Source organism: Pseudomonas asuensis, assembly GCF_014646755.1.
Lineage (GTDB): Bacteria > Pseudomonadota > Gammaproteobacteria > Pseudomonadales > Pseudomonadaceae > Chryseomonas > Chryseomonas asuensis.
Genome location: NZ_BMNW01000001.1, coordinates 144,811 through 156,012, shown reverse-complemented (window position 1 = coordinate 156,012; position 11,202 = coordinate 144,811). Strand labels below are relative to the sequence as shown.

Below are 11,202 nucleotides of genomic sequence, written 5' to 3'. Positions count from 1 at the left end.
ATTCAGCACCTGAAGAACTGTCTATTACGCCAGCTATCCAATCGTCAGTCAGTCCGAGCAGACAGGCTTGTGAGGCGGATACTATTGAAGAGCTATTAATGTGTCAGGTGCCAGAAGCCGGGCTGTCGTTTCCAAGGCTCGACTGGTCGGTTCTAACGCCTGATAACGGTCAGGCTGATCAGGCGGGCTACTACCAGGGTGATGTACATGACGCCCGCAAATTCTTCGAGCATTACCAGCCCACGGGCCAGTGGGGTAATGGGCAGAATATCGCCTAGTCCAACACCGGAAAGTGTGGTGAAACTCAGAAACAGCAATTCCATCCAGGTACGTGGCTGATCGGGGTTTAGCATGGCAGTGAAACTACCCGGCAGGAGCAACTGGCAAACGGTAAAGGTATAGGCAAAGGCCCAGGCCAGCAGAGTAAAGGTTGCGCCTACGGCAAATAGTTCATCGGTTGATGCTCGCTGATCTTCCATCATGTAAGCGATGAGGCTGGCAGCTGCATAAAAATAAAAGGCTCCTTCCAGCGTAGCGGACAGGATATTAATAATCGGGTTGGGTGAGATCTCGCTGAGGATAGCCAGGCACAGAATGAGCGCCGCCAGAATGAAGGCAGTCGAGTGGAGCAGCGGACTGCGACGAACCATGCGCAGGGCCGCTACCAGCACGATAACCCCAAACGCGCCGAAGACGGCTCGTCCGCCCGGCATGTCTTCCATAAATGGATAAAGCACGATGCCTAGTAGCTGGATAAGCAGCAGGCTGGCAGACGGATGGCGGGCAAGGTACGTGACGAAGGTAACTTTCATTCAAGGCACGGGCAGGGTGGAAGAGTCGTACAGCGTAACTCGGCTGTTTCAGGCTCACCAGAGCTCCAGTGACAAAGGCTCGACAAGGCTTAGGACTTCTTCTTGAAGGCGTAAAACAGGTTGGGTTCACTGATCACATAAAGGGTGCCATGATCATCCATGGTGATGCCTTCTGCCTGGGGAATATCCTCTGTAAGTCCCTGATTACCACCTCGCAGGCTGAACGAGCTGACTGGCGTGCCGTTGGCATCCATTTCCACGATCATTTTGGATTCATCGGACAAGGCCAGCAGGTGACCGGTGCTCGTGTCATAGTGAAGGCTGGACAGGTCTGTGATAAACAGCTCCCGGTCCCGCTTTGCATTTACATGCACGTCAATATTGATGGGCCGGTCGGACGAGGCTGTCAGAAAGCCGCTAATTTCAAAGATTCGGACCGGGTCCTTTTCCTTGGCGACAAAAAGACGTTGTTCGCGCGGGTCATAAGCCAGGCCTTCAAAGCCTTTGTTATTGTTATCCGCAGCGCTGAGCGAAAACTGTCTGGCATTGGCGGGGTCGGCAATGTCGATTACCTGGGTCTGATCGTCAAAATGCACTTCGATCAGGCGATGATTACGCTCTTCTGTAATCAAGAGAACACCGGGACGAATGTATTCGACTGCCTCTGGATCACCGAAACCCCGCAATGGAATGCGCCGCAGCACATCGCCTGAGAGCGAAAGCTCAATGAGGTGTGAGTCCTTGTTCGTGACGGTAAAAAGCGTTCGGCGGCTGGCATCAAAGGTCAGGGCCGACATGTCATGATCGTTACCCAGCGGCTTGGCGTCGATGGTGACATGGTAATCCGGCAGCCAGAGGGCCTGCCTTTGAGTCTCTTCGGAGCTGAAGCGTTGCTCCAGGCGAAACCAGACCTGCTCGAACAGACGCAAGTGGGCACCTGTTGTTATTGCGGCAGCCGTTAGCAAGCCGGCCAGGGCCATTGCCATCACTTTAGGTGAAAGAGCGTTCTGCATGTCTAGGGTCAGATTCAAAATTCAGGGCATCTAGCGTACGGGCGCTGTGCTTAACTAAAGCTGAATAAGGAATCTGTAATGATTTCCAATTCGTTCATTGACCATCAGGCATTTTACGGACGAAAGACTTGCAGCGCCTTGGGCTTGATGGAAAAGACAGCAGGCGTGTAGGTAGTCAGTTCGCCATCTGTATTGATGGGCATAGGCTTGCGGGTATTCAACCGGATAGCAGTTGTCTGAAAGGCTCTGACTTTGTCTGCCTTGCCGTGGGTGCCTTTGCGCAGGCTCGGCAGAAGCGCGATCAGCTCCCACCAATGTTTGACCTCGAGACTATAAAAGTCCAGACGGCCATCGTCAGCGGTCGCGGACGCCTCTACTGTCATGCCACCGCCGTAATGGCGGCCATTCCCTACTGAAGCCTGGACCGTACGGACCGTCTCGACCTGCCCATCATGTTCGATATAAAGGGTAAACCGGCGGAAGCGACGCAGTAGCCGGAAGGCCGTCAAACCGTAGCCAAGGCTCCCCCATTTTTTCTTGATGTCAGCCGTTAGCTGATTGGCAAGATCAGCACTAAAACCAATGCTGGCCACATTGAGAAAGACGTGATCGTTAACAACACCAATATCGATTGCCCGCAGTCGGCCTTGCACAATAACACTCGCTGCCTCAAGCGGATCCTGCGGGATATCCAACGTTTTGGCCAAGTCATTAGCAGTGCCTAGCGGAAGGATACCCACCGGCAGCCCCGCCTTGATCAGGGCTGGAGTCGCGGCATTTAGGGTGCCATCGCCGCCGCCGATAATGATCAAATCGCATCCTTTGGCTTGCTCGATCTTCTCATTAATAGACAGGTTCTCTGGTCCAGTAGGCTCTATAACCGTTATGCCTCCCTGGCTGAGCTTTTCAACAATAGACACATAGGATTCGCTGCCACGGCGAGCACGTTTATTGATTAGTAAAAGGGCACGGCGAATAGGGGTAGCGGTCATTGCGTCTGTGATCTCAGTCTGACTGACTCATCTTTGACACCGCGATCATGCGTCTGTCTGCTAGATGAAATGCGAAAATAGCAGTGTCTGACAGCCGCTTGCGAGAGAGGAATGGTTTCAAAAGATCAGGGAAAGCGTTGCTTTAAGTAATAAGCCGCTTATCTGAAGGCAGTATCGCGTTAAAGACCTACAAGACAGACACCGAAGACTATCGGTAATGCGTTTTTACGAGGTACCCATTGCTAAATATTAGCCGGTTCAAGTGTGGGTGCCGCTGCCGCGGGCTGTTTTGAGTAAGCGATAATCCTGCCATAACACCAGGGTGGCGGTGGCGGCATAGGCCAGACAGGGCGTCCAGTAAGCGGAGTTACCCAAGGCCTCGTTCAGGCACATGACGGCACCGATGGAAGTAAATAGCCAGGATGGAACCCGCAGCACACAGGCCATGGCACTGGCCCAGAAGCGATTCTTAAGAAAACCCAGCGGAACGCAGGCTGCGATCTGCATGACCACCAGTACAAAGGTTGCGAGGGCAACGGCCAGCACCACCTGATTATCCGCTGTTTGGGCATCGCGAATAGGAATGAGCAAGGTGCCCAGGCGGGTATGACTCAGAGTGTAATAGGCCAGGAGTAGTAGGGCGCTGGAAAAAGTGAGGCGAGCCGGGATCGAGTTCATTGAGCGTAGCGTTGCAGAAAAGGCGCCTATATTACCTGACCCGGACGCCTGTTTATGAATGCTGTTTTGATAGATTCAACCCGACGGACTTTGTTCGGCCAGGGTATGAATAGCGTCAAGTACGGCCTGCGGTGCCAGATGATGGAGCATATGCCCGGCACCCTCAATGACGCGGAAATCCATCTCCGGCAACTCGGTATGCAGCCTGCCCGAATGCACATGGGTATGAACCAGCCGATCCTCGCGTCCCGCCATGATGACCGCAGGCACTGCTAAGGTCTTGTAGCGCTCCCGTAGTTGGAGTGTTGCTGGAATGAGCAGCGCGATTTCAGCCGCGCTGGCATGCAGCTGTACAGGACGAAAGGCCATCCAGGCTGGAAACTGTTTAAAACGTGCTGGCACTCTGGCAGGTGCAAACATCCGCTTCATTATGACAGGCCACAGGCTGCGATACAGCAGCGGCGAAATAGAGTGGCACATCAGGTCGCCCAGGCCAGGAATCGCAGGCAGCGCCGCTACAGGAATATCGGGGCGATCGGTCGGATAGTAATAACCTGACAGCAAAACAAGGCCCTGCACGGATTGCGGAAACTCGAGTCCGAGGGCCATGGCCACTAATGCGCCCCAGGAGTGCCCTAATACGATAGGACGCTCGACACCCATCAATGCAAGTGCCTGATTGAACAGATGGGCCTGCTCGATCGGACCCCAGGCGATATGAGCCGGACGATCACTATAGCCGTATCCTGGACGGTCAAAGATGATGACTCGGTAGCTTTGTGCTGCCTGCTCGACAAGCTCACTTAGTTCAAAGTCTGTACCCATGGTCGTGTTGCCATGGAGGAGCACAAGGGGTTGCCCTTCGCCATACTCGACATAATGAAGGCGAATGCCCTCTACATCGACAAAGCGGCCAGCCGGTGGATGTTTGCTTTCCGCCTGCCGACTGTAATAGCGAACCAACACGGCGGAAGCCGCTATGGCGAGGGAGCCCCAAACAAGCGGGCCAGGACGAGAAGCTGAGTGAGTTGCCTTATTGAACGCCGGGGCTGGATTGTCGATGTGCCGGAGGTTTTTCATGCCAGGACTCCCGCTAAAGACATTTAGAGTGATCAGTGCGAGAGGCCGTTCGCTGAAGAGACGAATGGCCTGTTTACAGTTATCTGCCTAAACAGCTGTCCGCCCCTTTGCAAGGCGGACAGCGGTAATTACTCAAGCTTAGCCTAAGCGCTTGGTCAGCTCTGCCAGTCCTTGAGACAGCGTTTGCAAATGCAAGGCAGCATCCTGTGTTTTCTCAACCTGTGCCTGGTTAGTGCTGGCAATGGTTGTAATTTCGGTAAGGTTACGCGCAATGTCTTCGCTGACGGAGGTCTGTTCCTCGGCCGCCGCTGCAATCTGAATGTTCTTGGCGCGCATGGCGTCGACTGAGACCGAGATGGTATCCAGAATCGCACCCGCTTCTTTTACCTGAGTCACGCTGCGCTCGCTGATGCTTTGGCCATTCTGAATGGCCTTGGCAGCATTGGAGGTACCGCTCTGGACGTTGGCAATGATCTGGTTGATCTCATTAGTCGAGTCGGCTGTACGACGCGCAAGATTACGCACTTCGTCGGCCACAACCGCAAACCCACGACCGGCTTCGCCTGCGCGAGCGGCTTCAATGGCTGCGTTGAGGGCTAGAAGGTTGGTTTGCTCGGCAATTCCGTGGATGACCTCCATTACCTTGCCGATGCGCACGCTGTCTTCTTCCAGCTGGTTGATGACGGACGCCGTACCGGCAATTTCACCGCTCATGTCAACAATCGTCTTAATGGTATTTTGCATGACCAGGCTGCCACGCTGAACAGCTTGATCGGTTTCAGTGGCGGCTATGGAAGCCTCGCTGGCATGACGCGCTACTTCCTGAGCTGTAGCGGACATTTCATGCATGGCAGTGGCCACTTGATCAGTGCGGGAGAACTGCTCATTGCTGCCGTGGGCCATCTGGTTGGCGATAGCATTCAGGTCGCGGTTGGCAGAATCCAGGTCATGGGTGCTCTGCTTGAGGCGCGTGAGCGTATCGGACAGGAAGTTACGCAGGATACTGGCAGCGCCTGCCAAACGACCCAGTTCATCTTGCCGGGTGGATTGGATGTTTACGCTGAAGTTGCCATGGCTGAGCTGGTTGATGTGGCCAATGAGTTCGCCAATGGGGGTTATCAAGCGGCGATTGACCAGCCATAGGCTTAGCAACAGGATGGCGATACCACCACCGATCAAGGCCATCAGACCTGCCAGAAAAGTAGTGTCGGCACGTGCGCTGATCTGTGTTGACAACTCATTACTGCGCTTATGCAGGGACGCCACCAAACTGGCCATTTGGGCCGTAGTATCGCGGTCGATACCTGCGACGGCTTGATCTCCTGCTGCGGGATCGAAGTCAGCAGCTTTAAAGCGATCAAACCCTGTGCGATAGGCTATACCTAGACTTTTATGTTCTTTTGCGAGCGCCTCTATGGCTTGGCCTATTGAGCTCTCGGTAAAGGTCTGACTATTCAGTCGGCTCAGTAGCTCTTGGACTTTCTGTTCCTGCTCCTGGAAGCCTTGCCAATGTTTTTCGCGCCTTGCCTCATCCTTGCCGCGCAACAGTACGTTCTTCCATTCCTGAACCTGCGCCTTGAAAGTCAGATTGGTTTCATCGATCAAGAGAACATTACGGATATCAGTGTCCAGCAGGCTGCGGTAGTCATGGACGCTACCGGAAAGCACCTTGAACGAAATAATAGAGATAGCCATGAGTAACAGTAGGCTACTGCAGAGTAACGCAAGAACTTGGCCTCGCAGGGAACGGGTCAACATGAGAGTTTCTCGAAGAAGAGGGGATTACCGGTCACTGTGTCGCTAGAGCCCGCCAAAACTTGATAGAAGAAAAGCGCTATCGTCCCGATATAAATATGAATTTTTAATGACGGCTGTTTGGGCGAACATTTGCAGCGAACGGCTTTCCAATAGAGAGACTGTCACTGATAGAAAAGAACGGGAGGTGCACCATGACTGATGAACTGCTGGCACCCATTCATGCAATGGATCCGAGTCCTATTAACCCAGGCGGTGGCCAGGAGTCTCCCTGGCCTGATGAGCCGGTAGGGCCGGATGGGATCATTGATCATCCCGATGACGTTACAGACAACCCAGACGTGATTGACCCTGGTACACCACTCGTACCGAGTTGATTCATGAAAAACTGGGCAGGCTATGGCCTGTCCAGCTTTCACCGCCCCTGACGGCCTACCCCCGGCCGTAAATGATTGCTACCATCTTGCGCTGCGCCTGCATGGTCGCCTGCGCTTTAGCGTTCAGTGCCTGAAGCCGTGTATTGAGTTCTTTCTGAATAGCAGGGTCGGATACCTCAATCATGGCACCGTTAACCTTGATCACGTTCTGATGAGCATGGATGTAGTCCAGGGCTTCAAGCGTTGCTGTTAGCGTCTCGCTGGCAACGGGCATCATGCTTTTCATGGCTTCGGCTGGCTGAGTGACCACTCGATCGTAGGCTTTTGTGTAGACAGCCTTCAGGTCTTCAGGCTGCTGGAATGATTTCCGCACATCATCAGCCTTCGCTTGTTCTTCGCTGATCAGGGCGGGTAACTCATTCAGTGCTTTCTGAGCAGATTGAATGTCTTCGCGGCGCTGCATAGCCTGACCCATCGAGCTGATGTTCATCTGCTTCATTGCAGTATTGAGCGATTCTTCGGTGCGCTTGTTTAAAGACTCGTGAAAGTTTTGCATCACTGCATACTGAGCACTGTAATCACCAAAGACTTTCTTGTCCTCGTCCTTGAGAACAGGAACATGCACGCCGGGTTTATCGATAATGCGAGTTTGCAGAAATTCCATGAAGGCCTTGCGCTGAGCTTCTTCGTTGGAGCAGGCACTCAGCAAACAGGCACACACGAGAGTGAAAAACACGGCAACGGCAGGGTTACGCTTGAGCATGAGATCTCCCTATGAGCTCAAATGAAATAGGGCCGACCTACAACCGAGGTCAGCTGGCGCACCGTATATAGTGGATTGAGAGGCGTAGCGAGCGTGATTAAATGAATTGGTGAACAGGTTCTGGTAATGAGGCCAACTTCAAGCATCAGCCATACGTCATCCCACAGGGTTAAACTTGCTTTGTGCTGAGCAATACCGTTCTTCCATCCAATTGCTCTTGCTTTGCTTATCCTTGGCATACCGGGCGCGCCAGTCCTGGCACTTCTGTTTGAAGTATTCCTTGGCGCCCTTGCGACATTCGCTATAGCTGGCCGAACCCTTACGGTAGTTGCCGCAAACGCTTGTAGCATCGATGCGGTTGTTAACGATTTCCCAGGCGGCCAGATAGCTTTCGCTGCTGCCCCAGCTTACAACCCAATGCTGTTCACTCTCCCGTATGGGATCAGCAGGGTAAATGAGCGCTCGCGGCAGGTGATCATGATGTGCACGGTAGGCCCTGGGCACTACGCCCTGGCCTGAGCTGCTGATGTCTTGGTGTACAGACTTGCCTAGATGACAGCGAATAATTGCGTCATCGGGCGTATTGTCGCTCCGCATGCAGGTCAGGTCGGCGGGGGATGAGGCAACCTCGGTTTGGTCCACGGAAAGATCGAAAGGCCTCTGGACCGAAGGGTCTACGCTTATCTCTTCCCCCGATTCTATCAGCGTGACCGGTGCCTGCAGCTGCTCAATATCTTCAAGTGCATTCCAGGCGAGAAGGCTTGCAAACAGCAATACGGCAAGCCAGAGGAGTTGGGCGAGGGTTAATGTTCGGCGGCGCCTGGGGCGCTGTCGTGTAATAGAGGGATGCTCATGCGCAAGGGCGGGCTTCTGCCCATTGCCTTGCTGCCGATTGTAGTCGTGTGTGCCCATAATGCTTCCTTGCAGGACTCGAAACGACGGTACTGACTGTGGAGATGCGTGATAAATCTTACGTTATGTAAGGGTATCCAGACCCACTGGATAAATCCAGAGGGCCGGCGGGGCTTGAGCCGTTAAACCGGTTGAGTAGAGATAAATGGCACTGACGAGGCGATGAAGCGGACCAGGTATACCTGGTCCGCGTGGCGATCAAGCGCTGCGCTGCTGCGAAGCACCGTACCAGACCACCAGAACAAAGCAGAGCATTGGCAGCGAGTAGGCGTATGCCGTGCTGCTCATGTCCGCAATCAGGCCCATGAGGTAGGGCATGATCGCGCCGCCCACAATTGCCATGATCATGAAGGAGCTGGCACGCTTGGTGTGCGGACCAAGGTTTTTCACGCCCAATGCAAAGATGGTGGGGAACATGATCGACATGAAGAAAAACATGGCGATCAAACCTACTACGGCAACGCTATCAAAACCGGCAACAACCAGGCCACACAGGACAAAATTGATTACGCCATAGATCATCATCAGGCGGGCTGGCGCGATAAAGCCCATCAACCAGGTGCTGAAGAAGCGGCCTAACATGAAGCACAGCATCGCGATAGACAGCATGAAGGAGGCCGACTGACTGGAAGTGTCTCCCCAATGCTCGGTCACGTAGTTGATAAAGAAGGCACCCACGCCTACCTGGGCCGCCACATAGAAGAACTGAGTGACCACACCGCCTACAAAATGTTTATGCTGCCAGAGCGTGCGGTTGTCCTGTCGGGCCACGGCCTCTTCCTGGCTGCGAAGGTCAGGGAGAGTGGTCTTGGCAAAGAGCACGGCAATCATCAGAACCAGTGCTGCAATACCCACATAGATCATGCTGACCGAGCCGAGGCTTTCGGACGAGGCGGTGCCTGCACTATTGGTGGCAGAGAAGAACAGGGTGCCGCCCAGGATTGGACCAGTAAACTGGCCGAGTCCGTTAAAGGATTGAGCAAAGTTGAGTCGTCGCTCAGCCCCGTTTGGATCACCCAGAACGGTGGCGTAGGGGTTGGCTGCTGTTTCCAGGCAGCCCAGGCCACAGGCGATTACAAAGAGGGCAAAGAGAAACATGGCGAAGCTAGCTGAAGACGCTGCTGGAACAAACAGCAGGGCGCCCAGGGCATACAGGCACAGCCCGACCAGAATACCCGCTTTATAACCACGCTTGCCCATGAAGATACCGGCGGGCAGGGCAACAATGAAGTAGGCGCCAAAGTAAGCTGCCTGAAGCAGGCCGGATTGCGCCTTGGTGACATGCAACGTTTCCTGGAAGTGTTTGTTGAGTACGTCCAACAGCCCATATGACAGGCCCCACATGAAGAACAGACTGGTGACAAGGATGAATGCCCATTGGTAGCCCGAGCGTTCCTGGCTGGCAACGGGCGCGGCCGTTCTGGTTTGGTTGACTAACATGACAGCTCTCCGTGGTTCTTATCGTTGTGCAGCGTTGAGGTCATTTGGTGGGTACAGCAAAACCGGCGTCCTGACGTTGGGTGGTGGTTTGTCCAAAAGCGAGCAGGCCTGCTCCGAGCAGGGCAAATGTTGCCAGGGTGTACATGCCGGCATGGGGATTGGCGAACGTTTGCTCCATGTAGGTTTTCAGAGTGGGCGCCAGAAAGCCGCCCAGATTGCCCAGCGCTCCAATCAAGGCAATGGCGCTGGCAGCAGCAACGCCGCTCAGGTAGCGGGTGGGTAATGTCCAGAAGAGGGGCTGAACCGTGATAAAGCCAGCAGCTGCGAGGCAGAAGGCAAACAGCACGGGCACGATGCTCTCGATAACGGTTGAACCTGCAATTCCAACAGCAGCAAGCAGTAGCATGGCAACGGCCAATTGGCGGTGTTTGCCGGTGCGGTCCGCATAGCGAGTCACCACGAACAGTGCGCCTAAGGTGAATAGCCACGGGATGGCGGTCAGCATTCCGACTTCAAAGCCGATCTTGGTGCCAAGCAGTTGAGCGATGCGTGCTGGAAGGTAAAACAATACGCCGTACACGCTTACCTGAATGGTGAAATAGATCAGTACGAAGTACATGACCTTTGGGTTGACGAGGGCCGCCTTCCAGGAAGCGGGGCTATGTTCCCTCTTGTCGGTTTCCTCCTGCTCAATGGCCTTGTGTAGCGCTGTTTTCTCGTCCCGGGTCAGCCACCGAGCGTCCCGCGGACGGTTGGGCAGGTAGAAGAAGGCAATCACGCCGATAATAGACGCGAGCAATCCCTCTACCACAAACATCCACTGCCAGTTGCGCAGGCCGAATACACCATGCATGTCCAGCAGCCAGCCGGATACCGGGCCGCCCAGTAGCAGCGAAGCCGGTACGCCAAAGTAATACAGCCCATACGCAGCACCACGGTGTCGATGAGGGAACCAGTAAGTGAGATACAGCACGACCCCTGGCGACAGGCCCGCCTCGGCCACGCCCAGCAGAAAGCGAAGGATGTAGAAGGACATTTCACTTTGGACAAACATCATGGCCGCCGAGACGAGGCCCCAGGTCACCATTATTCGGCTTAACCAGATCCGTGCACCGATACGGTGAAGGATCAGGTTGCTGGGAACTTCGAAAAGCGCGTAGCCGATAAAGAAGATTCCCGCGCCAAGAGCAAAGGCCGCATCGCCGATCCCGGTGTCGGCCTGCAATGCGAGCTTGGCATACCCAACGTTGGAACGGTCGATAATGGCCATGGCAAACATCAAGGCCACGAATGGAATAATGCGGCGGCGGCTCTTGGTCAAGGCACTGTCGAGCGGGGCAGTAAGCGTAGACATGAATGACTCCAGTTATTGTTGTTTTC

The 11,202-nt window shown here is 54.4% G+C and carries 11 protein-coding genes and 1 pseudogene; 1 reads left to right on the top strand and 11 read right to left on the bottom strand.

Features of this window, described 5'->3' with window-relative positions:
- Positions 1 to 152: 152 nt before the first annotated feature.
- From IEX86_RS00740 to IEX86_RS25530, 7 genes and pseudogenes are all read right to left on the bottom strand, one after another.
- On the bottom strand, positions 153 to 812 hold the full coding sequence (locus tag IEX86_RS00740) for a potassium channel family protein (protein WP_188864165.1): 660 nt from the start codon (positions 810 to 812) through the stop codon (positions 153 to 155).
- Positions 813 to 901: 89 nt separating this feature from the next.
- Complete coding sequence (locus IEX86_RS00735; RefSeq protein ID WP_188864164.1) at positions 902 to 1,825, bottom strand: SdiA-regulated domain-containing protein; 924 nt, start codon at positions 1,823 to 1,825, stop codon at positions 902 to 904.
- A gap of 113 nt (positions 1,826 to 1,938) precedes the next feature.
- Positions 1,939 to 2,817 (bottom strand): lipid kinase, encoded by an 879-nt coding sequence (locus IEX86_RS00730; protein WP_188864163.1) that lies wholly within the window; start codon positions 2,815 to 2,817, stop codon positions 1,939 to 1,941.
- A 258-nt stretch (positions 2,818 to 3,075) separates the two neighbouring features.
- Positions 3,076 to 3,495: a hypothetical protein gene (locus IEX86_RS00725; protein WP_188864162.1), complete on the bottom strand. Its 420-nt coding sequence runs from the start codon at positions 3,493 to 3,495 to the stop codon at positions 3,076 to 3,078.
- Between the two features lie 75 nt (positions 3,496 to 3,570).
- Entirely contained in the window at positions 3,571 to 4,575 is a 1,005-nt protein-coding gene (locus IEX86_RS00720; protein ID WP_188864161.1) for an alpha/beta fold hydrolase, read from the bottom strand.
- A gap of 138 nt (positions 4,576 to 4,713) precedes the next feature.
- Entirely contained in the window at positions 4,714 to 5,424 is a 711-nt protein-coding gene (locus IEX86_RS25535; RefSeq protein ID WP_373290388.1) for a methyl-accepting chemotaxis protein, read from the bottom strand.
- Positions 5,425 to 5,595: 171 nt separating this feature from the next.
- Positions 5,596 to 5,760 (bottom strand): annotated as a pseudogene (locus tag IEX86_RS25530) (HAMP domain-containing protein); the annotation flags it as partial.
- A 764-nt stretch (positions 5,761 to 6,524) separates the two neighbouring features.
- On the opposite strand from IEX86_RS25530, the gene IEX86_RS00710 reads away from it, so the two are divergent.
- Positions 6,525 to 6,707 (top strand): hypothetical protein, encoded by a 183-nt coding sequence (locus IEX86_RS00710; protein WP_188864159.1) that lies wholly within the window; start codon positions 6,525 to 6,527, stop codon positions 6,705 to 6,707.
- A 55-nt stretch (positions 6,708 to 6,762) separates the two neighbouring features.
- On the opposite strand, the gene IEX86_RS00705 is transcribed toward IEX86_RS00710, so the two are convergent.
- From IEX86_RS00705 to IEX86_RS00690, 4 genes are all read right to left on the bottom strand, one after another.
- Positions 6,763 to 7,470, bottom strand: a complete 708-nt coding sequence (locus IEX86_RS00705) for a DUF3053 family protein (RefSeq protein WP_188864158.1) — start codon at positions 7,468 to 7,470, stop codon at positions 6,763 to 6,765.
- Positions 7,471 to 7,626: 156 nt separating this feature from the next.
- Entirely contained in the window at positions 7,627 to 8,382 is a 756-nt protein-coding gene (locus IEX86_RS00700; RefSeq protein ID WP_188864157.1) for a hypothetical protein, read from the bottom strand.
- A 198-nt stretch (positions 8,383 to 8,580) separates the two neighbouring features.
- Complete coding sequence (gene fucP / locus IEX86_RS00695; RefSeq protein ID WP_188864156.1) at positions 8,581 to 9,822, bottom strand: L-fucose:H+ symporter permease; 1,242 nt, start codon at positions 9,820 to 9,822, stop codon at positions 8,581 to 8,583.
- 40 nt (positions 9,823 to 9,862) lie between these two features.
- Positions 9,863 to 11,176 (bottom strand): MFS transporter, encoded by a 1,314-nt coding sequence (locus tag IEX86_RS00690; protein WP_188864155.1) that lies wholly within the window; start codon positions 11,174 to 11,176, stop codon positions 9,863 to 9,865.
- Positions 11,177 to 11,202: the final 26 nt, after the last annotated feature.

What these genes read in the sequence shown, in the direction of transcription:
- IEX86_RS00700 (WP_188864157.1), bottom strand. Translation starts at nt 8,382, where the DNA reads ATGGGCACACACGACTACAATCGGCAGCAAGGCAATGGGCAGAAGCCC.
- IEX86_RS00690 (WP_188864155.1), bottom strand. Translation starts at nt 11,176, where the DNA reads ATGTCTACGCTTACTGCCCCGCTCGACAGTGCCTTGACCAAGAGCCGC.
- IEX86_RS00735 (WP_188864164.1), bottom strand. Translation starts at nt 1,825, where the DNA reads ATGCAGAACGCTCTTTCACCTAAAGTGATGGCAATGGCCCTGGCCGGC.
- IEX86_RS00710 (WP_188864159.1), top strand. Translation starts at nt 6,525, where the DNA reads ATGACTGATGAACTGCTGGCACCCATTCATGCAATGGATCCGAGTCCT.
- IEX86_RS25535 (WP_373290388.1), bottom strand. Translation starts at nt 5,424, where the DNA reads ATGCATGAAATGTCCGCTACAGCTCAGGAAGTAGCGCGTCATGCCAGC.
- IEX86_RS00720 (WP_188864161.1), bottom strand. Translation starts at nt 4,575, where the DNA reads ATGAAAAACCTCCGGCACATCGACAATCCAGCCCCGGCGTTCAATAAG.
- IEX86_RS00740 (WP_188864165.1), bottom strand. Translation starts at nt 812, where the DNA reads ATGAAAGTTACCTTCGTCACGTACCTTGCCCGCCATCCGTCTGCCAGC.
- fucP (WP_188864156.1), bottom strand. Translation starts at nt 9,822, where the DNA reads ATGTTAGTCAACCAAACCAGAACGGCCGCGCCCGTTGCCAGCCAGGAA.
- IEX86_RS00725 (WP_188864162.1), bottom strand. Translation starts at nt 3,495, where the DNA reads ATGAACTCGATCCCGGCTCGCCTCACTTTTTCCAGCGCCCTACTACTC.
- IEX86_RS00730 (WP_188864163.1), bottom strand. Translation starts at nt 2,817, where the DNA reads ATGACCGCTACCCCTATTCGCCGTGCCCTTTTACTAATCAATAAACGT.
- IEX86_RS00705 (WP_188864158.1), bottom strand. Translation starts at nt 7,470, where the DNA reads ATGCTCAAGCGTAACCCTGCCGTTGCCGTGTTTTTCACTCTCGTGTGT.